Annotated in this window: 20 protein-coding genes; 7 read left to right on the top strand and 13 right to left on the bottom strand. The window is 33.0% G+C overall.

What is annotated here, in order from left to right:
* Window position 1: 1 nt before the first annotated feature.
* From LPB87_RS07490 to LPB87_RS07480, 3 genes are all read left to right on the top strand, one after another.
* Entirely contained in the window at window positions 2-379 is a 378-nt protein-coding gene (locus tag LPB87_RS07490) for a Fur family transcriptional regulator (protein ID WP_230605497.1), read from the top strand.
* 84 nt (window positions 380-463) lie between these two features.
* Window positions 464-2,332: an Nramp family divalent metal transporter gene (locus LPB87_RS07485; RefSeq protein ID WP_230605496.1), complete on the top strand. Its 1,869-nt coding sequence runs from the start codon at window positions 464-466 to the stop codon at window positions 2,330-2,332.
* Between the two features lie 97 nt (window positions 2,333-2,429).
* The gene (locus LPB87_RS07480) at window positions 2,430-3,083 is read left to right on the top strand and encodes a metal-dependent transcriptional regulator (protein ID WP_230605495.1); all 654 of its coding nucleotides are present in this window, start codon (window positions 2,430-2,432) and stop codon (window positions 3,081-3,083) included.
* Window positions 3,084-3,375: 292 nt separating this feature from the next.
* On the opposite strand, the gene LPB87_RS07475 is transcribed toward LPB87_RS07480, so the two are convergent.
* From LPB87_RS07475 to LPB87_RS07460, 4 genes are all read right to left on the bottom strand, one after another.
* Window positions 3,376-3,498: a FeoB-associated Cys-rich membrane protein gene (locus tag LPB87_RS07475; RefSeq protein ID WP_230605494.1), complete on the bottom strand. Its 123-nt coding sequence runs from the start codon at window positions 3,496-3,498 to the stop codon at window positions 3,376-3,378.
* 6 nt (window positions 3,499-3,504) lie between these two features.
* Window positions 3,505-5,604 carry a ferrous iron transport protein B gene (feoB, locus tag LPB87_RS07470; protein ID WP_230605493.1) on the bottom strand — a complete coding sequence of 700 codons (2,100 nt, stop codon included), beginning with the start codon at window positions 5,602-5,604 and terminating at the stop codon, window positions 3,505-3,507.
* A gap of 8 nt (window positions 5,605-5,612) precedes the next feature.
* Window positions 5,613-5,843, bottom strand: a complete 231-nt coding sequence (locus LPB87_RS07465; protein ID WP_129540266.1) for a FeoA family protein — start codon at window positions 5,841-5,843, stop codon at window positions 5,613-5,615.
* A 183-nt stretch (window positions 5,844-6,026) separates the two neighbouring features.
* Window positions 6,027-6,692 (bottom strand): SCO family protein, encoded by a 666-nt coding sequence (locus LPB87_RS07460; RefSeq protein WP_129540267.1) that lies wholly within the window; start codon window positions 6,690-6,692, stop codon window positions 6,027-6,029.
* A 212-nt stretch (window positions 6,693-6,904) separates the two neighbouring features.
* Between LPB87_RS07460 and LPB87_RS07455 the strand changes: the two genes are divergently transcribed.
* Complete coding sequence (locus LPB87_RS07455; protein WP_230605492.1) at window positions 6,905-8,965, top strand: M13 family metallopeptidase; 2,061 nt, start codon at window positions 6,905-6,907, stop codon at window positions 8,963-8,965.
* Between the two features lie 143 nt (window positions 8,966-9,108).
* On the opposite strand, the gene LPB87_RS07450 is transcribed toward LPB87_RS07455, so the two are convergent.
* Window positions 9,109-10,032, bottom strand: a complete 924-nt coding sequence (locus LPB87_RS07450; RefSeq protein ID WP_230605491.1) for an EamA family transporter — start codon at window positions 10,030-10,032, stop codon at window positions 9,109-9,111.
* A 205-nt stretch (window positions 10,033-10,237) separates the two neighbouring features.
* On the opposite strand from LPB87_RS07450, the gene LPB87_RS07445 reads away from it, so the two are divergent.
* The gene (locus tag LPB87_RS07445; protein ID WP_129540270.1) at window positions 10,238-12,298 is read left to right on the top strand and encodes a M13 family metallopeptidase; all 2,061 of its coding nucleotides are present in this window, start codon (window positions 10,238-10,240) and stop codon (window positions 12,296-12,298) included.
* Window positions 12,299-12,440: 142 nt separating this feature from the next.
* Here LPB87_RS07445 and LPB87_RS07440 read toward each other — a convergent pair whose 3' ends face one another.
* The 3 genes from LPB87_RS07440 to LPB87_RS07430 all read right to left on the bottom strand — a co-directional run bounded on the left by LPB87_RS07440 (window position 12,441) and on the right by LPB87_RS07430 (window position 15,050).
* Window positions 12,441-13,094: an HD domain-containing protein gene (locus LPB87_RS07440; protein WP_230605490.1), complete on the bottom strand. Its 654-nt coding sequence runs from the start codon at window positions 13,092-13,094 to the stop codon at window positions 12,441-12,443.
* Window positions 13,095-13,312: 218 nt separating this feature from the next.
* Window positions 13,313-14,305: an acyl-ACP desaturase gene (locus tag LPB87_RS07435; RefSeq protein ID WP_129540272.1), complete on the bottom strand. Its 993-nt coding sequence runs from the start codon at window positions 14,303-14,305 to the stop codon at window positions 13,313-13,315.
* Window positions 14,306-14,315: 10 nt separating this feature from the next.
* Complete coding sequence (locus LPB87_RS07430) at window positions 14,316-15,050, bottom strand: lysophospholipid acyltransferase family protein (protein ID WP_129540273.1); 735 nt, start codon at window positions 15,048-15,050, stop codon at window positions 14,316-14,318.
* A 125-nt stretch (window positions 15,051-15,175) separates the two neighbouring features.
* On the opposite strand from LPB87_RS07430, the gene LPB87_RS07425 reads away from it, so the two are divergent.
* Window positions 15,176-15,598: a ribonuclease P protein component gene (locus LPB87_RS07425; RefSeq protein ID WP_129540274.1), complete on the top strand. Its 423-nt coding sequence runs from the start codon at window positions 15,176-15,178 to the stop codon at window positions 15,596-15,598.
* A gap of 97 nt (window positions 15,599-15,695) precedes the next feature.
* Window positions 15,696-17,333, top strand: a complete 1,638-nt coding sequence (locus LPB87_RS07420) for a S41 family peptidase (protein ID WP_230605489.1) — start codon at window positions 15,696-15,698, stop codon at window positions 17,331-17,333.
* Window positions 17,334-17,454: 121 nt separating this feature from the next.
* Here the strand turns inward: LPB87_RS07420 and LPB87_RS07415 are convergent, their stop codons facing one another.
* From LPB87_RS07415 to LPB87_RS07390, 5 genes are all read right to left on the bottom strand, one after another.
* The gene (locus LPB87_RS07415) at window positions 17,455-18,456 is read right to left on the bottom strand and encodes a hypothetical protein (protein WP_230605488.1); all 1,002 of its coding nucleotides are present in this window, start codon (window positions 18,454-18,456) and stop codon (window positions 17,455-17,457) included.
* Between the two features lie 608 nt (window positions 18,457-19,064).
* The gene (locus LPB87_RS07405; protein WP_230605487.1) at window positions 19,065-19,991 is read right to left on the bottom strand and encodes a prolyl oligopeptidase family serine peptidase; all 927 of its coding nucleotides are present in this window, start codon (window positions 19,989-19,991) and stop codon (window positions 19,065-19,067) included.
* 54 nt (window positions 19,992-20,045) lie between these two features.
* Entirely contained in the window at window positions 20,046-20,492 is a 447-nt protein-coding gene (locus tag LPB87_RS07400; protein WP_129540279.1) for a GNAT family N-acetyltransferase, read from the bottom strand.
* 36 nt (window positions 20,493-20,528) lie between these two features.
* On the bottom strand, window positions 20,529-21,506 hold the full coding sequence (locus LPB87_RS07395; protein WP_129540280.1) for a DUF4837 family protein: 978 nt from the start codon (window positions 21,504-21,506) through the stop codon (window positions 20,529-20,531).
* Window positions 21,507-21,561: 55 nt separating this feature from the next.
* Complete coding sequence (locus LPB87_RS07390; RefSeq protein ID WP_230605486.1) at window positions 21,562-23,403, bottom strand: LysM peptidoglycan-binding domain-containing protein; 1,842 nt, start codon at window positions 23,401-23,403, stop codon at window positions 21,562-21,564.
* Window positions 23,404-23,438 lie beyond the last annotated feature (35 nt).

Raw genomic sequence — 23,438 nt, 5'->3', positions numbered from 1 at the left:
CATGAAAGTTACCCGTAATACCGTGGCCAAAGGAGCCATCTTAGATTTAATTACCAATTCAGATTCGGCATTATCTCATTCAGAGATTCATAAATTGACTCAGGACTTATGTGATCGGGTTACGATTTATAGAATTTTAGACCGTTTGGTCAATGAAGATGTCATTCATAAAATCGTAAATCTTGATGGAACTATTAAATATGCTAAATGCCATCATGAAAATCATGTGCATATTCACAATCATGTACATTTTAGTTGTGAAAAATGTTTAAAAGTTACTTGTATGGAAAACGTGCAACCAAGCTATATAATCCCCCGTAATTACAAGGTTAACGATGTAAATTTTACTCTTTCGGGATTGTGTCCGAATTGTTTATAATTTTTTTTAACATTTAGACAAGACTAAAAATAATATTTGAGCAATGCAATTTTTGTGTATATTTGCTTTAATAATCTTTATGAAATGACTAAATCTTTAGAAGAAGTTAACCAATCGGTTCAAACGCAAAATAAAAAATCTGTTTTTAGAAAAATATTAGCTTTTCTTGGTCCAGCTTATTTAGTTAGCGTTGGATATATGGATCCAGGAAACTGGGCGACTGATATTGCGGGTGGAAGCCAGTTTGGATATGCCTTACTTTGGGTTTTGTTAATGAGTAACTTAATGGCTTTGTTATTACAAAGTCTTAGTGCTAGATTAGGAATTGTAACACAACGTGATTTAGCACAAGCTTCAAGAGAAACCTATTCTAAATTCATCAATTATATATTATACATTCTTGCCGAAGTTGCCATTGCAGCTTGTGATCTTGCTGAGGTATTGGGAATGGCAATTGGTATTAATCTATTATTTGATATTCCGCTTATTGAAGGGGTTTTAATTACTGTATTAGATACTTTTTTATTGCTTTTCTTGATTAATAAAGGCATTCGAAAAATGGAAGCTTTTATCATCGTCTTGGTTGCAATTATTGGTTTTTCTTTTGTTTTCGAAATGATTTTTGCTGAACCTGAACTAGATAAGGTAATGTATGGATTGATCCCATCACTTCCTAATTCTGCAGCTTTATATATTGCAATCGGTATTATCGGAGCAACAGTAATGCCCCATAATTTATACCTACATTCTTCTTTGGTACAAACTAGAAAATTTGATAGAAGCCCAGCAGGAATCAAACAGGCATTAAAATACAATCTGATAGATTCAACGATTGCTCTTAATCTTGCCTTTTTTGTAAACGCGGCTATCTTGATTCTTGCCGCGGCCACATTTCATCGAAATGGAATGTTTGAAGTTGCAGAGATTCAAGATGCGCATCAGTTTTTAGAACCACTTTTAGGAACCAAATGGGCGCCAATTCTCTTTGCAGTGGCTTTAATTGCTGCGGGGCAGAGTTCAACAATAACTGGAACTTTAGCGGGTCAAATTGTTATGGAAGGCTATTTAAATTTAAGAATCCAACCTTGGGTTCGTCGAATCATAACACGTCTAATTGCTATTGTTCCTGCAGTAGTAGTCATTATGATTTATGGCGAAAGTGTAACAGGAAAACTACTGATTTTGAGTCAGGTAATCCTGAGTTTACAATTAGGATTTGCAATTATACCATTGATCCATTTTGTGAGTGATAAAACAAAGATGAAAGGGTTTCATATTAGTAGATTAACACAGGTAACAGCGTGGATTATTGCTTTGATTATTGTGTCGCTAAACGGAAAATTAGTTTACGATGAAATAAGTGGTTGGTTAGAAGCCTCTGAGAATCCAATCGTACTTTGGGTTACTGTGGTGCCTTTGGCTATTGCCTTTTTAGTTTTATTGCTTTATATTGTTTTTAAACCTTTTATTGCTCGAGCAAAATCTGATATACAAAACCATTCCCCTCATAACCTTGCATTACGATTTTCTGTAAAAGAAGGATATAGTAAAAAGAACATTGCTATTTCTGTTGATTTCTCTAATGCCGACGAGGCTGCAATCAATAGTGCTTTTGAGTTAGGAGGAATAGATGGGAACTATACTTTAATTCATGTAGTAGAAACGGTTGGAGCTCTTATGTATGGTCAAAATGTTGATGATCATGAAACAACAATTGATGAAAAACTATTATTAGAATACAAAGAAATGCTTACTGCAAAAGGATTTAAAATAGAAACAGAACTAGGATTTGGTAAACCAAACAATATTATTCCGATCATTGTAAACAAAGGAAGTTTTGATATTTTGGTTATGGGAACGCACGGACATACGGGCTTCAAAGATTTAATTTTTGGAACGACAGTAGACAAATTGCGTCATAAAATTTCGATACCTTTGTTTATTGTTAAATAAAGTTGCTGAGTTACTGAGATTCTAAGGCTCTAAGATTTTTAAAATCTAAAGAAACCCTTAGAACCTTTGTGTCTTTGTGCCTTAGAACCTTAAAAAAATGACCTTCTCAGAAGAAAACTACTTAAAAGCTATTTATCATTTAACCACTTCTTCTGAAGCTGAGGTTAGTACCAATGCTATTGCCGAAATGATGGAAACTAAAGCATCATCGGTTACAGATATGCTTAAGAAATTATCCGAAAAGGATTTGATTAACTATAAAAAATACCAAGGAGTTTCGCTTACTGAAAACGGAAAACTTGCTGCTAAAATGATTGTTCGTAAACACCGTTTATGGGAAGTGTTTTTGGTTGATAAACTTGATTTCTCTTGGGATGAGGTTCATGATATTGCAGAACAATTGGAGCATATCAAATCTGAGCAATTAATTAATAAGCTAGATGATTTTTTGGGTAATCCGACCGAAGATCCGCACGGAGATCCAATTCCTGATGCTCAAGGCCGAATTGTTAAAGTCGAAAAACAATTGCTTTCAGAACTTAATGAAAAGCAAATTGGTATTTGTGTAGGGGTAAAAGATACCTCATCAGAGTTTTTGCAATATCTCGATAAACAAGGAATAGCTTTAGGCTCAAAAATTGAATGTCTATCAAAAGAAAGCTTCGATTTGTCTCTAAAAATTAAAGTAAACGAAAAAGAACTGACTATTTCTAATAAAATAGCTTCAAACCTATTTGTAAAGTTGGTTTAAGAGAAAGGTTCAAAGACGCAGAGATTTCCCGTATAGGCGTACCGCACAGTGCGTCTAATAATATAGCTTTTCCATAATGTGATTATATGTCAGGCTAAGTCCATTCGGCTTCACTTAGGATAAACTCTGTCGAAGCATCGTACGCCCTTGGAATCTGAACAGGGGAAGTAAAGTTGCAATTAGATAAAATTAAAAAGGTTCAAAAGGTTGCCACGTTTATACATAAACAGAGCAACCTTTTGAACCTTTGTTTCTTAGTGTCTTTTTAATCTTAGTACCTCAGCACCTATTCTTAATGACAACCACAGTCATTGTCTCCACAGTTTTTTTTGTTTTTTGGCTTCCAGAAAAATTTACGAATTAAGAAGACAATCGCTATTGCTAAAATTGCAAAAGCTATAATTTCTTGTACCATAATGCATTATTTTAAGAATTGATAAGCAACCAAAGCCGTAATATAAGCTAATCCGCTCATTAATACTAGCTGAACTATTGGCCATTTCCATGAGTTTGTTTCCTTTTTGGTAATTGCAATTGTACTTGCACATTGTAATGCAAATGCATAAAACAACAGTAACGAGATTCCTGAAGCAAAATTGAAGATTTTTTCACCAGTTTGAGGATTAATTTCTTCTTGCATTTTACTTTTTATAGTAGCTTCATCATCAGTGCCACCTACGCTGTAAATGGTTGCTAGTGTCCCTACAAATACTTCTCTGGCAGCAAAAGAACTTATGATTGCAATACCAATTTTCCAGTCGTATCCTAAAGGAGAGATTACAGGCTCGATGGTTTTACCCATTATTCCAATATAAGAGTTCTCTATTTTTTGAGATGCAACAGCTTCTTCATATTCAAATTCATCTAGAGGCTTGTCTTTGTGTCTTTCTGTTACAATGGCTTCCGCTTCATTAAAGTTCTTTCCGGGTCCGTACGAGGCTAAAAACCATAAAACAACAGATATTGCCAAGATTATCTTACCTGCACCAAAAACAAACGCTTTTGTTTTTTCGACTACATTAATAGCAACATTTTTAAATAAAGGTGTCTTATAGCTTGGCATTTCAACTACAAAATACGTTTTGTTCTTTATTTTCAGTATTTTATTTAAAACATAAGCAGACAGAATTGCCATTCCAAAACCTAGAAGATACAATAACATCAAGGTTAATCCTTGTAAGTTAAGGAATCCAAAAAGGCGTTCATCAGGAATTACTAATGAAATGATAATTGTATAAACAGGCAATCTAGCCGAGCAGGTAGTAAATGGCGTAACTAAAATAGTGATTAATCGCTCTTTCCAGTTTTCGATATTACGAGTTGCCATAATTGCAGGAATTGCGCATGCTGTCCCAGAAATTAATGGAACCACACTCTTCCCTGATAATCCAAATTTACGCATGATCTTATCCATAAGGAAAACAACACGACTCATATATCCACTTTCTTCAAGTATAGAAATGAAAAGGAATAAGAACGCAATTTGTGGAATAAATATCAAGATTCCACCAATTCCGGGGATAATCCCCTGAGAAATTAAATCGGTTAAGATTCCACTTGGTAATCTTTCAGAAGCTAATGTACTTAATGATGCAAATGTACCATCGATAAAATCCATTGGTATAGCCGCCCATTGAAATATAGCTTGAAATATAATAAACAGTATGGCAAAAAACACAGCATAACCCCATACTTTATGAGTTAATATGCGGTCTAGTTTCGCACGGAAATCTGTAGCTATTGTATGGTCTACTTTTAATCCTTCTTTTAAAACATCATTTATAAATTGATATCTCTTAATTGTCTCTTTTTGTTGCAAACGTTTTAACTCAGAGTGCGATTTAGTAAAGGTACTTCTGACTTCGTTTCTATCAAGATTTAAAAAGTTAACATCTTGAGTAATTACCAACCATAATTTGTACAATAGTTGATTAGGAAAAGCATGTTGCAAGCTTTTAAAATACTCCGGGTCAATAACCGATGCGTTTAAGCACGGTTCAGTCGGAATGTTTTTGTAGTCAACAATTATATTCTTAAGCTCTTCGATTCCCTGTCCTTTGCGAGAACTGATCAAAGCAATTTTTGTCTTTAAATGTTCTTCAAGATATGGAATATCTAGAGTAATTCCTTTAGATTGCATTCTATCAGCCATATTAATAACTAATATTGTTGGAATTTCAAGGTCTTTTATTTGAGTATAAAGAAGTAAGTTTCGTTTTAGATTCTCAACATCAGTAACAACCAATGCTACATCTGGATATAATTTGTCGTTTTTGTTCAACAAAAGTTCAATAACCATGTTCTCATCGATAGAGCTGGCATTTAAACTATATGTTCCTGGTAAGTCAAGAATGTTAGCTTTGATATTGTTGGGTAATTTACAGAAGCCCATTTTTTTCTCAACAGTAATTCCTGGATAGTTTCCTACTTGTTGATTAAGACCTGTTAATTGATTAAATACCGAAGTTTTTCCCGTATTTGGATTACCTATTAAGGCTACATTTATATTTTGGATACTCATTGCAAATTCTATTTGATTATTTCTACTTCAATTACACGTGCTGTTTCTATTCGAATAGCTACGTGTGAACCATTAATATTCAAATATAAAGGACCTCCAAATGGAGCAATTTGAAGTAATTCGACCATGTTACCTGGTAAGCAACCCATTTCTAATAATTTCAACGGAACGAGATCAATATCAAATTCTTTGATAGTGGCTTTTTCGCCTTTTTTAAGGGAGTGGATAGAGTGTTTCAAGTTTATTTAGATTGAATTAATATTGCAATATTAATCATTTAATATTTATTTAAGGTCGTTTTATCCTACGGTTTCAATGTTTTAAGATATAATTCACATATGAAATCAGATTCATTAAAAGTTAAATGAAAATCGTTTATTCAGGGAATTAACTCTTTTGAAAGGAATTTTAAATTGGAAAACTTATTCAGCAGATAAAAAGTTAATATCTTCTATTAGTTTTTGAATATCTTCCTTTTTGGTTCCGTCGTAAAAACCACGAACGCGTCTTTTTTGATCTACTAAAATAAAGTTCTCAGTATGCACCATATCGTATAATTGATCAGGTCTTCCCAGTTTTACAGCCAAATATGACTTTCTAGCCATGGTGTAAATTTCTTTTTTGTCACCAGTAACAAGATTCCATTTGCTGTCAATGACACCATTTTTTATAGCATATGCTTTTAGAACAGGAACACTATCCGTTTCAGGAAACACAGTATGTGAAAGTAACTTTACTTTTGGATTATTTAAAACCGCTTTTTGAACATCGGCCAAATTAGCTGTCATTTTTGGACAGATAGAACCACAAGTTGTAAAAAAGAAATCGGCTACATATATTTTTCCATCATAATCTTTTTGAGTAATTGTATCTCCGTTCTGATTTACAAAAGAGAAATCAGCAATTGTATGATATTTGCTTTTGTATTGCATGGTGCTATCAACCAGTTCCGGATTTACATCGGTTGGATTATAAATAGGTAATGTTTTACTAGGTTTTAATGCAGAATAGAACAATGAAATTGTAACAGCAGAAAATACGAATAATACCAAGAAAAATTTCCTGTATTTGTAGAGTAAAGATTTCATAAAAATAATTTGGTGCAAAAGTACAAAAACCTCTATTTAAATAAGGTAACATTGTTTTTTTTAACCAAATTATAGGATGCGCTTTTTTATTGTAAGTGTTTTACTGTTTTATTTTTATTGAATAATTAGCAATTTTAAGTTTTGAAAATAAAAATCTTGTTTTTATTCAAAAAAATAGCAATACGTTTGTGAATACTAAACCAAAACAAATTATGAAAAAACAAATTAATAAGCATTTATTGTTTGCTATTCCTGCAGTGTTAGGATTTTCAATGTCTCAAGCGCAAAATGTGGCGCCCAAAGCATCAGGTATTGATGTTTCTTTAATGGACAAAAGTGTTAAGCCAAGTCAAGATTTCTTTCGTTATGTAAACGGAACTTGGTTAGATAAAACAGAAATTCCAAGTGATAGAAATTCATGGGGAAGCTTTAATGAACTACGTCAGAAGACAGATGACGATGCTTTGGCTATTTTAAAGGAAGCTTCAAAAAGTCAAAAGTACAAATCAAGTACAGAGCAAGGAAAAGCAATTGCGCTTTTTAATACAATCTTAGATACTATTGGAAGAAATAAGCAGGGAATTAAACCACTAAAACCTTATTTGACTAAAATAGACGCTATCAAAAATGTAGCAGATTTACAGAATTTCTTAATAGAAATGGAACCTTTAGGAGGGGCAGGTTTTTTTGGAATTTATGTTAGTGCAGACAAAAAGAACAGTAAAATAAATACTGTTAGTTTAAGTGTTGGCAGATTAGGTTTGTCTGACAAAGATTATTATGTATCTGAAGATAAAGACTCTAAAGAGAAGCGTGCTAAGTATGAGCTTCATATTGCAAGAATGTTGCAGTTTATAGGTGAGTCTCCACAAAAGGCTAAAGAGAGTGCTGCACAAATTTTGGCTTTAGAGACTGCTATGTCGGCTCCAAGATTAGACCGTGTTGAGCGTAGAGATGGAAGATTACAATATAATCCAACTGCAGTTGCGGATCTTAAAAAGATGACCCCAGCTATCCAATGGGATAAATATCTTGCAGGTATTGGAATGGCAAAAGCAGATACGATTATTGTAACACAACCTCGTTACATGAAAGCGTTACAAACAATTTTTACCGAAAACAAAGTTGCTGCTTGGAAAGAATACTTAAAATGGTGTGCTTTAAATAGAGCAACTTCCCAGTTAACTACAGAAATAGAAGATGCTAGTTTTGATTTCTATGGAAAAACATTAACAGGAGCAATGAAACAACGCCCAAGTGAAGAAAGAGCACTTCAGGTGATAAACCAAGTTGTCGGAGAATCTTTAGGGAAATTGTATGTTGAAAAAATGTTTCCTGCTGAAGCAAAAGTAAAAGCGGAGAAAATGATTCAGAATATAGTTTTGGCATACCAAAATCGTATTACTAATTTGCCTTGGATGTCAGCAGCAACTAAAACAAAAGCAATTGAAAAACTTAATAAAATTGCAATAAAGATTGGTTACCCTGACAAATGGAAAGATTATAGTGCCTTAGTTATTAAAGATGTAAAAGAGGGAGGAAGTTATTTTGACAATAGCCTTAACCTAGCTAAATGGAGCTATAATGATAACATTTCTAAATACAAACAGCCAGTTGATAAAACGGTATGGGGAATGTCACCACAAACAGTAAATGCATATTACAACCCATCCTATAACGAGATCGTATTCCCAGCGGCTATTTTGCAACCTCCTTTCTACAATTATCAAGCTGATGAAGCAGTAAATTACGGTGGAATCGGTGCTGTAATTGGACATGAAATTTCTCATGGTTTTGATGATTCAGGAGCACGTTACAACGCAGATGGAAACCTAGTTGATTGGTGGACTGCAGATGATTTAAAGCAATTTACAGCTTTAGGAACAGCACTGGCAAATCAATATAGCGCATTAGAGCCTTTACCAGGAATTCATGTAGATGGAAAGTTTACATTAGGAGAAAACATTGGTGATTTAGGTGGTATAAATGCTGCATACGACGGATTACAATTGTATTTAAAAGCGAATGGAAATCCAGGATTAATAGATGGATTTACTCCTGAGCAACGTTTCTTTATATCATGGGCAACAGTTTGGAGAACCAAAAGCCGTGATGAAGCAATAAAAAGTCAGGTTAAAACAGATCCACACTCTCCAGGAATGTACCGTGCTTATGTACCGTTACAAAATGTAGATGCTTTTTATGAAGCATTCTCAATAAAACCAGGAGATGGTATGTATATCGAACCATCAAAACGAGTTAAAATTTGGTAAAATAATATACAAAAAACGGCTGCCTTATTAAAGACAGCCGTTTTTTATTTAAGTATTATGTGTTTTGCCTAAAATCCATTTTTCATAAATGCCAATATCTAAGAAGTCTAAAAGTCTATGCCAGTCTAAATAATCTAAAAAGTCTATTTCTTTATCTTCCGAATGGAAGAATTTACGAGATACAAACCAATTAAAGTTACTAAAACACCAATTACAATGGCAAGGGTAAGTGTTTCGTTAAAAAGAATGAAGCCCAATAATATTGCAACAATTGGATTGATATAAGCATAAATGCTACTAACTTCTTTTGGTAAATGTTGTAGCGTATATATAAAAGCAATAAAAGTTAAAACAGATCCAATAATAACCAAATAAGCAATTGACCACCAAGACGAAGCTGGGATTTTATCCAAAGGCATATTCGTTCCAGTTACTTCGGTTACACCAAAAAGAATAAAACTCGAAATAAGCATTTGCAACCCTAAACTAAAATAAGGATTAAAGCTGGATGCTTTTTTCATGGTATGCAAAATTCCAAATGCCCAAGTTACAGTTGAAGCTACAGATAAAAAGATTCCGAATTGAAATTCAGGATTAATAAAATCGGCAAGATGGTCGATAAAAATAATGCAAACCCCGGCGAAACATATTAAAATTCCAGCCACAGCTAGTTTAGCAATTCGTTCGCCTTTAAAAAAGCAAATAACAACAATCCATATTGGGAAAATTGCGCCAATAATTGCACCCAAACCACTACTGATATATTTTACACCCCAAGTACTTAACCCGTTACTACAAACAAAATTTAAGATACTCAAAACTAAAATTGTTTGCCATTGTTTCCCTTTAGGCCAAGGTTCTTTTTTGAGTATAAAGTAACCAACATATAAAATTCCACCAATAAATTGTCTGATAGTTGCCAGTTGTAAAGCTGGCATATGCTTAACACCTTCTTTTGATGCTAGCCATGTTGTTCCCCAAAAAAAACTCACCCAACACAAAGCGAGAATCGGTAAACCAATTGATTCAACTTTATTAGAAAAGGCCTGCTGGATTTTAGCTCTCACGTACTGATGATTTTATGATGTAAATATTCAGAAATTAATTTGAATTACTATCATGAAATTACTTTACTTATAAGTTTTATTCTAAATCTGTAACATTTTTTTTAAATTTAGACCAATCTAGTTGCAAGCTTAAATCTAACAAAAAACAACATTTTATTCAAAATAATAACAATAAGTTTGTGAAACTATAAAACCTTATTTAAAAATGAAAAAACACAATAGTAAGAATTTGCTATTTGCAATTCCTGCAATGTTAGGATTTGCAATGTGTCAGGCACAAAGTCAGACACCTTCAGTATCAGGTATTGACATCTCTTTAATGGATAAGAATGTTAAGCCAAGTGAAGATTTTTTCCGTTATGTAAATGGAACTTGGTTGGCCAAAACGGAGATTCCTAGCGATAGGACAACTTGGGGAAGTTTTAATGAGTTGCTGAAGAAGACAGATGCAAATTCATTGGCTATTTTAAAAGAAGCATCGAAAAATCCAAAATATAAATCAAATACAGATCAAGGAAAAGCGATCAGTCTTTTTAACACAATACTAGATACGGTTGGAAGAAACAAACAAGGAATTGCGCCTTTAAAACCATATCTTAAAAAAATCGATGCAATAAAAAATGTTGCTGATTTAGAGAAGTTCTTAACGGAAATAGAACCTATTGGCGGAATTGGTTTTTTTGGAGTTTATGTAAGTGCTGATGATAAAAACAGTACTAAAAATTCAGTTAGTCTTGGTTTAGGTGGATTAGGCTTACCAGACAAAGACTACTACACAGCTGAGGATAAAGACTCAAAAGAAAAACGTGAAAAATATGTACTTCATGTAGCTAGAATGTTGCAATATGTGGGAGAAACTCCTGCGGTTGCTAAACAAAATGCTGAAAAAATATTAGCATTAGAAATCGAAATGTCTAAACCAAGATTAGATAGAGTAGAACGCAGAGATAGCAGATTACAATACAATCCGACTTCAATTGCTGATTTGCAAAAAATGACACCAACCATTAACTGGAAAAATTACCTTTCAGGAATCGGAATGGCTAAAGTAGATACAGTTATCGTATTACAACCAAGATACATGAAAGCTTTAGAAACTATTTTTAAAGAAAATAATGTTGGTGCTTGGAAGGAATATATGAAATGGTACTTGTTGAGAGCAACAGCATCACAATTATCTACAGAAATTGAAGTAGCAAATTTTGATTTTTACGGAAAAACTTTAACAGGAGCAATTAAGCAACGTCCACGTGAAGAAAGAGCGCTTCAGGTAGTAAACCAAACTATCGGAGAAGCATTAGGAAAATTATATGTAGAGAAATTATTTCCAGCTGAAGCGAAAGTAAAAGCTCAAAAAATGATCCAAAATGTAATTTTAGCATACCAAAACAGAATAAACAATCTAACTTGGATGTCTGCTGAAACTAAAGTTAAAGCAATCGAGAAGTTAAATAAGATTACAATTAAAATTGGTTATCCAGACAAATGGATAGATTATTCGGCTTTACAAGTTAAAAGTCTGCCAGAAGGAGGAAGCTATTTTGATAACATGAGAAGTTATTCTAAATGGAGTTTTGAAAAAGGACTTTCAGATTTGAATAAACCAGTAGATAAAACAGAATGGGGAATGTCACCACAAACTGTAAATGCATATTACAATCCATCGTATAACGAAATTGTATTTCCAGCGGCAATATTGCAACCCCCATTTTATAATTATGAAGCAGATGAAGCTGTAAATTATGGTGGAATCGGAGCAGTAATCGGACATGAGATTTCTCATGGATTTGATGATTCAGGGGCGCGTTACAATGCAGAAGGAAATCTTGTTGATTGGTGGACTGAAAATGATTTGAAAGAATTTACAAAATTAGGAGACGCACTTGCGAATCAATATAGCGCATTAGAGCCACTTCCAGGAATTCATGTAGATGGTAAGTTTACATTGGGAGAAAACATAGGTGATTTAGGTGGAGTAAATGCTGCTTACGACGGATTACAATTGTATTTAAAAGCGAATGGAAATCCAGGATTAATTGATGGATATACTCCAGAGCAACGTTTCTTTATATCATGGGCAACAGTTTGGAGAACCAAAAGCCGTGATGAAGCTTTGAAAAATCAAGTAAAAACAGATCCACACTCTCCAGGAATGTATCGTGCATATGTGCCAATCCAAAACATGGACACGTTTTACGAAGCATTTTCTATTAAAAAAGGAGATAAAATGTATCTAGAACCAGAGAAAAGAGTAAAAATCTGGTAATATCATATTTACACAAGAAAATAGGTTGTTTCATTAGTGAACAGCCTATTTTTTTTTACCCAAAACTGAGTCTGTCCTTTGACTCTGCTCTGGATAACACTTCTGATTGTTGCAACTTGTAACTGTGGCTAAAAACGGAATACTACTTCACCCCTTCCCACTCTGCGTAAAATTGTGAAAGGAATGTTTCCATAAATCGATGTCTTTCGTCTGCGATTTGTTTTCCGGTTTCTGTATTCATTTTATCTTTCAGCAACAATAATTTCTCATAGAAATGATTAATTGTCGGTGCATTATTCTTTTTATATTCTTCTTTTGTCATATTGGTAATCGGTGCAATACTAGGATCATAAATGGTTCTATCTTTATATCCTCCATAATGAAATGCTCTTGCTACTCCAATAGCACCAATAGCATCCAAGCGATCTGCATCTTGCACAATATCTAATTCTGTAGAAGTAAATTTTTTCTCAAAATTACCTCCTTTATACGATATGTTTTCGATGATCTTTACGACATGTGCTATAATCTCTTCTGAGACATGTTCTGATTCCAGAAACAAACGTGCTGTTTTGGGTCCGATAGTCTCATCTCCGTTATGAAACTTACTATCGGCAATATCATGCAACAAAGCCCCTAATTTTACCACTGTGCTATCACAAGGAGTGTTTTTAGCAATTAAAAGTGCATTTTTATATACTCGTTCAATATGAAACCAATCATGCCCTCCTTCGGCATCATTTAGCTTATCTTTTACAAAAATGATTGTTTTGTTTATTAAGTCAGAATTATTCATATTCATGTATTTAATTAATGCTTCTTTACAAAACTAAAAAAAGCAAACAGATTTTATTGATTAAGTGGATTTAAATAGGGTAGATTTAGCTCTAAATCCTCATTTTAAATAAAAAATGTTGATTGTCAAAGTCTTGAAAACCTTAACAATCAACATAAATATTTATATTTTTTCAAAGTCAAAATTCAATTTTAAATCTAAACTCAGAAATCTTAAATTTAAAGTCTTGCTGGTTCAACCCATTTAAAGATATGTGATTCTTGAGGAATAACTAATCTTTCAGAAATCTTAGCCATTCTTCCTGGTAACTTCATTAAATAATCACGGGCTTTTTCAGCTTCATCTGTAAGTCCACCGATTTTATCAATTTCCCATTTATCAATTAACTTTTGCATGATATCAACATAATCACTAGCTGTGTAAACACCTATACGTTGTGCTGAGTCAGAGAATTGCTCAAAAGCAGAACTTATTTTTTGTCCAGATTCTCTCAAGAAGTGTGCAGGCATAACGATTTTTGCTTTCATCATATATTGAAAAGCAAGCATCATTTCGCTTGGATCTACTTGAAAAATACGGTTAACAAATTCGCTATATGCATGATGATGACGCATTTCGTCACCAGCAATCATTTTACACATTTTAGACAATTTGTTATCACCATATTTCTTAGCCATTTGTGCCACTCTGTTATGCGAAACATAAGTTGCAAGCTCTTGGAAACTAGTATAAACAAAGTTCTTGTATGGATCTGTTCCTGTTCCGATATCAAAACCATCGTTGATTAAATGCTGGGTAGTCATTTCTATTTCGCGCATGTTTACACGACCAGACAAATACAAATATTTGTTTAGTAAATCACCATGGCGGTTTTCTTCACCCGTCCATTGTCTGATCCATTTAGACCAACCGTTTCCACCATTTTCAACTTGATTGATGCCTTCTACATCCATTAACCAAGATTCATAAGTAGGCAAAGCCTCTTCAGTAATAGTATCACCAACTAAAGTTACCCAAAAATCGTATGGTAAATCCTTAGCTATTTCGCGTAGTTCTTTTACTTCTTCAAAAAAAGTATCTTTTTCAGAATTAGGTAAAAAATCTGACGGTTGCCAAATCTTTTCAACAGGTATTAAATACTGTTCAACGAAGCTGTCTACGTTTTTCTCTAAAAACTGCATTACTTCTAATCGAATGTTCTTTATAGACATTTTATATAATTTAAATTTTAACTCCTTCTACTACAGCCTTTTCCGACTTTTCCATTATCGTTGCAAAATCATAATCTTTCACTGCTAACGGTTTATGAATGGTAAAGGTAAGATGATTTCCTAAACCCACGGGAAAAAAGCCAAATTTTACCATTTTCCATGAGTTATTAATACTAACTGGTACAACATATGCTGATGGTGCATATTTGCATAATATTTTCAAACCGCTTTGAGCAAATTCCTTAGGTTTACCAGTTTTACTTCGAGTACCTTCAGGAAAAATTACAGCAGAACGATTGTATTTTTCTATATATTCAGACAATCCTTTAATTGCTGGAATGGCTTGTTTAGGATCTTTTCTGTCAATTAGGACTGAACCCCCATGACGTAAATTATAAGACACACTTGGTATCCCTGAACCTAACTCCTTCTTACTTACAAATTTACAATGAAAACGGCGTAAATACCAAATCATTGCTACAATATCGTACATGCTTTGGTGATTTGAAACAAAAATAATAGGAACCCCCTCAGGAATCAGTTCTCTATTCTCAAATTTATAGGTTGTCCCAATGAGGTTGGTGCATTTTACCAAAAAGAAATTAAGGTAATCAACACTTTTTTTATGCGCCTGGTAGCCAAAAACATTAAGACAAACCCATTGAATTGGATGGAAAATTGCTAGACAAAATCCAAAACACAAATAATAAACAACGGATATAGGGTACGAAATTAGTTTTTGCATGCTTAAAAAATTAGGTGCAAAAGTAATAAATATATTTTTAGCGCTAATTAAATCGCAAATAATAATAGGTTTGTTGTTAAATTGTACCTTTGTTACATAATTCACAGTTTTTTCAAAATCAAAAAATGAGCTTTACTTACCCAAAAAAAGAACGCCTAAAAAGCAAAACAACAATTGGACTACTCTTTTCTGAAGGGAAATCAGTTTCTAAATATCCGTTGCGCTTAGTTTATTACTCAGGTGATATAAAGCAAGATGAGAAAATAAAAATGGGTGTTTCGACATCTAAAAAATATTTCAAGAAAGCAGTTGACCGCAATTACTTCAAACGTGTTTTACGTGAAACTTACCGATTAAACAAACACATTTTACTTGACAATTTAGACAAACCCTATTCGTTTATGCTTTTTTATCAAACAAAAGACAGGCTGTCTTATGACGAAATCAACACCAAAACGATTCAATTGTTTGAAAAATTTTTACTTCAAGTAAACCCAAAACCTGAAACTGAAGCTAAAACAGATTTACAAAACGATACTATTCAATAGTTTTTAACTCCATAAATCGTGTTTCCTTACTGACCCGCATTAATGTTGCTGAATTATTCTTATTTTAGTACTCTGAAATTTAAGATAAATCACAAACATGGTCACGTTTTTCAAAAAAAAAATTATAATTCCTATTGTTGCAGCTGCGTTTTTATTCATTGGAACCAGTTTCAAAGATGACTTCTTTGAAATTGCCAAACAAATAGAAATCTTCACAACCTTATTTAAAGCTGTTAACACCAATTATGTAGACGAAACCAATCCTGGTGATTTAATGGACAAAGCCGTTAAAAGCATGTTGGGGAGTTTAGATCCTTACACGGTTTACTTTAACGAACAGGATGTTATCAATTTTAAAATCAATAATACTGGGGAATATACTGGAATTGGTGCTATAATTACTCGCAAAGCCGATCGATTAATTATAAAAGAACAATATAAAGATTATCCTGCCGATAAAGCGGGACTTAAAGCTGGTGACGAAATCATTCAGATTGGTGATGTGTTAATTGCTGATTTCAAAGATGATGCTTCGCAATTGCTAAAAGGGGCTAAAAACACCAAAATTGCCATTAAATATATACGCCAAGGAAAAACCAATACTACTAATATTATTCTAGATGAAATAGATATCAAATCGGTTCCTTTCTATGGAATGATTGACTCAAAAACAGGATATATTGTTTTGGCTCATTTTAGCCGTAAAGCTTCTGCCGAAACACAAAATGCATTAGAACAACTTAAACGTGATGGTGCTACTCAGATTGTTTTGGATTTGAGAGGAAATCCAGGCGGGCTTCTTAACGAAGCTGTAAACATATGCAACCTTTTTGTTCCGAAAAACGAAGTTATTGTAACTACAAAATCAAGAATCGAAAAACATAACAATACCTACAAAACAACCAAAGAGCCTATAGACACACAAATTCCATTGGCAATTTTGGTTAACGGAAGAAGTGCCTCGGCATCAGAAATTGTTTCGGGAGCATTACAAGATTTAGATCGTGCTGTTGTTCTTGGAAGTCGCAGTTTTGGAAAGGGTTTGGTACAACGTTCTGTTGATCTTACTTACGGAACTCAGCTAAAAGTAACTATTTCACGTTACTATACTCCTTCTGGGCGCTGCATTCAGGCCCTAGACTATGCTCATAAAGACAAAAATGGTGTAGCTACAAAAACGGATGCTAAAAACTTTAATGCTTTTAAAACCAGAAAAGGCAGAACCGTTTATGATGGTGGTGGAGTTATGCCTGATATTGAATTAGACGACGCTAAATTAAGTGCAATCACCAATGCTTTATTAAAAAACAACGGTATTTTCGACTATGCAACAAGTTACTATTATAAAAATCCAAATCTTGGAACTCAGATCCCTACTCTAACCGATGCTGATTATAGTAACTTTAAACAGTTTTTAAAAACGAATAAAATCACTTTTGATACTGAAACTGAAACAGCATTAAAGAATACTTTGGCTGCTGCCAAAAAAGAAAAAATAGACGAAACGATTACTTCAGAATATCAGCAATTATTGAATGCCCTTGAAAAAAGTGAGACTACTTTACTTGACAAGAATCAAAAAGAAATCAAGAATTTGATTTTAGAAGAACTAATAAAAAGATACCAATACCAAGAAGGTTTGTATCAATACTATATTAAAAACAACTCTGAGATTAAAAAGGCCGTTGGGGTTTTGAACAATCAAACGGAATATAAGTCAATCTTAAAAATGTAATTCAATAAAAATAGATTTTATAAAAAAATGCAAAAAGGAATGTTTTTCTTTTTGCATTTTTTTTTGGAAGTACAAGTCTATACCCTAAAATCAATTATACTTAACTAGTTAATTTTCATTATTATAAAGTGAGCCAATTAACTATATCTTTAAATACTTCATCCCAATGATAGCTATCCTCTAAAGGATTTCCGTTAGCATCAAATTCTTTCTTTTCATAATTATGGCTATAGTTAGGATAAGCTTTGAGTTTTATATTGCTTTTTGGTAATAAGAAAGGTAGTAAATCATTGTGTGCTGAACCTATATCGGCCGATCCATACACAACCAATATTGGATTTTTAAATTTTCGTAGGCTCTCATAACTCATATTTTCGTTATAACTCAACCAGTTATTAAAATTTACATTATCCTTAAACGCTATTTTATTTGCAGGAATGTTTTTGTAATCATCAATTAATTTATCAATTTCTAATTGAGAAGCTTCATCATTATTTATTCCAAAACCCTTAACTCGCTCACGCAAAATGCTCTCGGTTACTCTATTAAAGGGATCTGCCGACATACAAACTAGTTTTGCAATTTTTGTATTATTCTCTGCTAGTTTACACGCTACTCTGTAACCTTCAGAATGTCCGATAACAAAGATGGAATCTTTTATGGTCGTTTTATCACCATATAAATAGTTTATAACCGATTGTACCTGACTAACTCTGTATCCTAAATTATTGTTTTTTATATACTCTAGAGGTACTTCTCCGTTTGAATCTAGATAACCGTTTGCATCTTTATCGTAGCTACCGATTAAAGGAATTCCTTTTCTTGCAATAATGATAAAATTAAATTTTTCAGAATACTCCTTAATACTAAACGGAATCAGAGAATTAGATACTTCTTGATCATAAAAAATTACTGGCAGAGGCAATGAACCTTGAATAAACAAAATTGTAGGCTTTGGCACTTTAGAATCGCTTTTAGATATCAAAAAGACAATTGTATCGTTCTTTGACTTCAGGGATATTTTATCAAACCCTGCTTTTTGCAAATGGAAATCTTCTCCGCTTTGTGCATGCATAACAAAACACGAAAATGAAGCTATTATAAAATATCTAAGGATGCTCATTTATTAAATTTAAATTGTTTCTATATTCTTACAGAAACAAATATATCCTATAAATGTCATTTTTACTAATCGGCTATTTAATTTGAATGTTTGGACAAAGCCAAAAAAAATATTCGCAATTAACTTTTAATCATTTCAATATGCGGGATATCATCTTCCAGATACATCTCATTAGTTTGTATAAAACCATGGCTTTCATAGAATTTTTTCAACTATAATTGCGCTCCAACAGTGATATAGGTTTCACCAAAATGGAGGTTAATCCCTGCAATTGCTTCTGTCATTAAATCATGTCCTCATTTTTTATCCCGATAATCCGGACTTACAGCTACTCACTACCCTTCCAATAGAAGCGTTATCAAAACTAATTCAGCATCAAAAAGACGTGCGTGTGCCACAATTTTACCTTCATACTCGCCCATTAGGCGCAAAGCGAGTTTGTCTTTGCCATCAATCCAAATAAACACAGTTTTGCTCCACTACAAAGACTTCGCTTCTTAATTTTAGAGTATCAATAGTTCATGAACAATTAATGCATCAAAAGGTTTTTGAAACCTTGTAGGAACAGAATTTCTATTAAAAATTTACGTTTGATTGATCAACTCAGGTTACAAATATCTTTTTAACCAATCTGCTATTTGATCTAATAAATTATCATTTACAACTTCTAAATCGTGTCCTTCATTTTCATAAACTAGTAAACGTGTAGTATATCCTTTTGAATCTAATTTAGAATAAAAAGCAAAAGCATTATTAACATCAACTTTCACATCTTTATTACCTTGAATAATAAAATGCGAAACGTTTTTATTCTGAATTGAATCGATGGCCAGCAAACTAGAACGTGATTTTAGGGCTGTAACAGAATCCTTGGCATAACCGGGAATTCTTTCTCTGTAAACACCAAACATCTCAGGTCGCTTTGTTTGGTATAAATCGGCTTGTCCCGCAATTGCAATATTGGTTTTTATGCGATTGGTTTTCTTTAGCATCAAGAAATTGGTCATCACACCACGACTCCAGCCAAAAACTCCAATTCTCTTTTTGTCAGCATTAGGCAATTGATCTATAATATCAAAAAGGCTTAAAACATCATTAACATCTTTACCACCAAATTCATCTTCTCCCTCACTTACTGATGTACCACGGAGCTGGGAACCAATAACAATATAACCTTCATTAGCAATTTTGCTAAGAAACTCTGTTAAAAATCCTGATTTTACTGCGCCAAAATTACCATTACCACCACGATTATATATTAAAACAGGATACACTCCTTTCTTTTTGGGCTCTATTAAAAACCCTCTAAGTTTAAGATTATCAAAAGACATGTAGTTGATGCTGTGAAAATTTAAAGAATCCAGAAATTGATATTCTTTTTTGAAAACTATCTTGTCATTTATCTTGTCAGAAATAACAGGATTAAAAGGGTAATCTGTGACTTTACGAATCTCTAAGGTAAAATTCGTTTTTGATGTTTGTGAAGAACCGAAATTATAAAAAAGCAATAAAGCTAAAAGAGTAATTTTATTCATAATTGACTTAAGAGATTGGTTATAGAAACAATCACAAAACTACTCTTTTAAAAACTACTTTCTCACCATTTCTATATGCGGAATATCGTCTTCCAGATACATTTCGCTGGTTTGTATAAAACCATGGCTTTCATAGAATTTTTTCAAATATAATTGCGCTCCAATAGTTATATCGGTTTTACCAAAATGAGTTTTAATCCCTGCAATTGCTTCTGTCATTAAATCATGTCCCCATTTTTTATCACGATAATCCGGGCTTACAACTACTCTTCCTATAGAAGCGTTATCAAAACTAATTCCAGCATCAAAGAGGCGTGCGTGTGCCACAATTTTACCTTCATACTCGCCCATTAGGTGCAAAGCGAGTTTGTCTTTGCCATCAATATCCAAATAAACACAGTTTTGCTCCACTACAAAGACTTCACTTCTTAATTTTAGAGTATCATATAATTCATGAACAGTTAATGCCTCAAAAGGCTTTATTTTCCAATTTGGTTTCATCTGTAATAATATAATGTAGTTTTATAATAAAGAATATTATCGGTTGTTAATTTTAACCGATTTAATAATTGCTTCAAGTTCTAACATTGAATCTCGTTCTTCATGCGAAGGAGAATAACAAAATCCCTCAAGAACTAATATTCGATTATAGGCTTTATCAATAATTGCGTAATTGATGAATGGGCCAGTCATAAAGTCATTCCTTAAATCCCAAGTCCCTCTGGTTTCATAAGCTGTTTTTCCATCAAGAATGATTTTAGAAAAATAAGGTGCATATGCTTCTTCTGTTATCATTCGGGTATTGGGTTCTCTGCCTTTAATATATCTTCCTACCGAATCTCGCATCCTTACTATATTGCCCACAATATTTGAGCTATTGGTGATATTATTTATCGGAACTTGATAAATGAGTAAACTAGTGCTACCACTTGCCATTTCTTTTTTTAGCCAAATAAAATTACGTTTATGCAATACGTATTGATATGCAGTTGGAACATCTAACTTGATATGAAACTTATTATTAAGAATGTCAGGATTCAACAATGATTTACTGTTAATTTTTTGGCACTGAGCAATTTCAGTTTCCCTAATAATTCGAATTATCTGTGGGGTGTGTATTTCAAATGCATTTATAATATCTGAAACTGATTTTCCCGATATTCGAAACACATTCTGAGGTGATGTGTATACATTTTTTGTAATTTCGAATTTATTGACATTTGATTTTTTTACCACAATAATATTTCGCCCATCGGTCATAAAACCTTCAAGTAATTTGGCTGGATATTGATTTATGGTAAATAAAGGCTCTTCTTGGATGAGCCCAACAACTGGTGAAGCAAATTTATTTCGGATGCTATCTCCTACTTCTCCATACCACAACTGATCATCTATAATAACCGAGATTGTGTTTATCTTACTGCTATTCTTGTGCTGATGTATCCTCTCATTCTTTTTTAGACATGAGAATAACAAAAATGGAATTATAAGCAATAAAAAATGGGTTTTATTCATTTTTAATTTTTAGTTAAGTTCTGAAATAAAACCCAAATTTATATACAATTTTTGATTATCCGTTTATTTTGAGTTTCATTCCGGGTTTAATGTCTCCGTTTTCTATATCATTCCATTTTTTAATATCCGAAATAGTTACTCCTGGATATTTTTTGGCGATGCTATATAACGAATCTCCTTTTTTAACATAATAATCAACTCCACTATTTTTTGCAGTTGCAGATTTTTTCTTAAATGTATCGATGTTGTTTGATGCAACTAAAATTTCTGGAGCATCCTCTGATTCTTCTGCTTTTGAATGAATAACTAACTTTTTCATTGGAGTTACTATATCCATATTCTCGGCTGTCAATCCATTCCAGTCTTTTAAGTCTGCTACCGAAACATTCAGTTTTCTTGCAATACTACTCAAGTTATCTCCTGCTTGCACCACATAAAGTGATGATTGTACGTCTTTTGAATTTTTATCTTCAACACTAGCAATTGCTTCTTCTGTACGTTTTTTATCAACAGCAGGTGCTAATTTTACTTCGTTAATGTCTTTCTTGATAATTTTAGTTTCCGAAATAATTTTTAAATTTCTACCTAAAGCAATTGAATTGCTCTTTAGATTATTCCATTTCTTCAACTGAACAATTGAAACATTGTATTTACTTGCAATTGCACCTAAATTATCTCCTGAACGAACTTTATAAAGTTGTGTTTTTGAGATAACTGTTTGTGTTGCTCTAGGCGAAGCAACTTTTGCAGATGCAATTGATGTTTGAACTTGATTTATTTTTGGATTTGATTCATAATTAAGGTAAGCATAAATCTTATCTTCATTTGAAGCAAATACTGAAGCTTTTTCTTTTGGTAACCTCAAGAAATGGTCTTCATCTTGATAAAATGGAACTACATTAAGTTTATACGAAGGATTTAGAAGTTGCAATTGTGCTTCGGGAACATCTAACAAACTTGAGATTTGTTTGAATGTCATCTTCTCTTTAATCCGTATAGTGTCTGTTTCAAAATGTTGTACAACAGCTCTATCTGGATTTATTCCGTGCTCATTGTGGTATTCATAAAGGTACATTGTTGCTAAAAAAGCAGGAACATATCCTTGTGTTTCTTTTGGTAAGTGACTGCGAATGTCCCAATACGTTTTCTTCCCTCCTGACCGACGAATCGCTTTTGATACGTTTCCAGGACCTGAATTGTAAGATGCCAAAACCAGCTCCCAATCGCCAAAAATATTAAACATCTTCGACATATAATCGGCTGCTGCAGCTGATGCTTTTAAAGGATCACTACGCTCATCGATAAACGAATCAATTTTTAAATTGTACTGCTTACCTGTATGATACATAAACTGCCAAAGTCCTGTGGCTCCCATTTTAGAAACTGCTTTAGGATTTAAAGCAGATTCTACAACGGCTAAATATTTTATTTCTAAAGGAACGTTCTGTTTAGCAAATGCTTCTTCGAACATCGGAAAATAATATTCTGATAAAGCCATTAATCGTGAAAATGATTTTTTACGATTTTTTAAGAACGACTTTATAATATTTTCCAACCCTTGATTATACTGAATATTAAAGGGCGATTTCTCGTTCATTGCCGCCAATCGTTGTTTTAGCAACTCTGTTGGCAATTCATAATCTACCTTTGCATCTGTATTTAAAGTTTGGATATCTTTTGATAAATCTTCATAAATGTCTAAACTCACTAATTCTTTCATCCAAAGACTATCTACGCGACTTGCATATTCATCTTTTACGAATGATTTCTTAACTGAATCTAAATACGAAATTTTGATTTCCGGTTTTACAAGGGTATTTGTTTGTGCAACTTCTTGTGCAAACAAGCCCATTGTGGATAACAGGAGTACTGATAATGTGGTATTTTTTACAATCATAATGTATATTTCTACTGGCTATATTTCAAACAATT

Origin of the sequence: Flavobacterium sp. EDS (assembly GCF_020991525.1) — a bacterium.
GTDB lineage: Bacteria > Bacteroidota > Bacteroidia > Flavobacteriales > Flavobacteriaceae > Flavobacterium.
This window is presented reverse-complemented; position numbering and strand designations above follow the sequence as displayed.

Bases quoted from the DNA above. Each gene is read 5' to 3' on its own strand.
- LPB87_RS07485 (WP_230605496.1), top strand. From the start codon at position 464: ATGACTAAATCTTTAGAAGAAGTTAACCAATCGGTTCAAACGCAAAAT.
- LPB87_RS07435 (WP_129540272.1), bottom strand. From the start codon at position 14,305: ATGTCTATAAAGAACATTCGATTAGAAGTAATGCAGTTTTTAGAGAAA.
- feoB (WP_230605493.1), bottom strand. From the start codon at position 5,604: ATGAGTATCCAAAATATAAATGTAGCCTTAATAGGTAATCCAAATACG.
- LPB87_RS07415 (WP_230605488.1), bottom strand. From the start codon at position 18,456: ATGAGCATCCTTAGATATTTTATAATAGCTTCATTTTCGTGTTTTGTT.
- LPB87_RS07420 (WP_230605489.1), top strand. From the start codon at position 15,696: ATGGTCACGTTTTTCAAAAAAAAAATTATAATTCCTATTGTTGCAGCT.
- LPB87_RS07400 (WP_129540279.1), bottom strand. From the start codon at position 20,492: ATGAAACCAAATTGGAAAATAAAGCCTTTTGAGGCATTAACTGTTCAT.
- LPB87_RS07395 (WP_129540280.1), bottom strand. From the start codon at position 21,506: ATGAATAAAACCCATTTTTTATTGCTTATAATTCCATTTTTGTTATTC.
- LPB87_RS07480 (WP_230605495.1), top strand. From the start codon at position 2,430: ATGACCTTCTCAGAAGAAAACTACTTAAAAGCTATTTATCATTTAACC.
- LPB87_RS07430 (WP_129540273.1), bottom strand. From the start codon at position 15,050: ATGCAAAAACTAATTTCGTACCCTATATCCGTTGTTTATTATTTGTGT.
- LPB87_RS07405 (WP_230605487.1), bottom strand. From the start codon at position 19,991: ATGAATAAAATTACTCTTTTAGCTTTATTGCTTTTTTATAATTTCGGT.
- LPB87_RS07445 (WP_129540270.1), top strand. From the start codon at position 10,238: ATGAAAAAACACAATAGTAAGAATTTGCTATTTGCAATTCCTGCAATG.
- LPB87_RS07440 (WP_230605490.1), bottom strand. From the start codon at position 13,094: ATGAATAATTCTGACTTAATAAACAAAACAATCATTTTTGTAAAAGAT.
- LPB87_RS07490 (WP_230605497.1), top strand. From the start codon at position 2: ATGAAAGTTACCCGTAATACCGTGGCCAAAGGAGCCATCTTAGATTTA.
- LPB87_RS07390 (WP_230605486.1), bottom strand. From the start codon at position 23,403: ATGATTGTAAAAAATACCACATTATCAGTACTCCTGTTATCCACAATG.
- LPB87_RS07475 (WP_230605494.1), bottom strand. From the start codon at position 3,498: ATGGTACAAGAAATTATAGCTTTTGCAATTTTAGCAATAGCGATTGTC.
- LPB87_RS07460 (WP_129540267.1), bottom strand. From the start codon at position 6,692: ATGAAATCTTTACTCTACAAATACAGGAAATTTTTCTTGGTATTATTC.
- LPB87_RS07455 (WP_230605492.1), top strand. From the start codon at position 6,905: ATGAAAAAACAAATTAATAAGCATTTATTGTTTGCTATTCCTGCAGTG.
- LPB87_RS07425 (WP_129540274.1), top strand. From the start codon at position 15,176: ATGAGCTTTACTTACCCAAAAAAAGAACGCCTAAAAAGCAAAACAACA.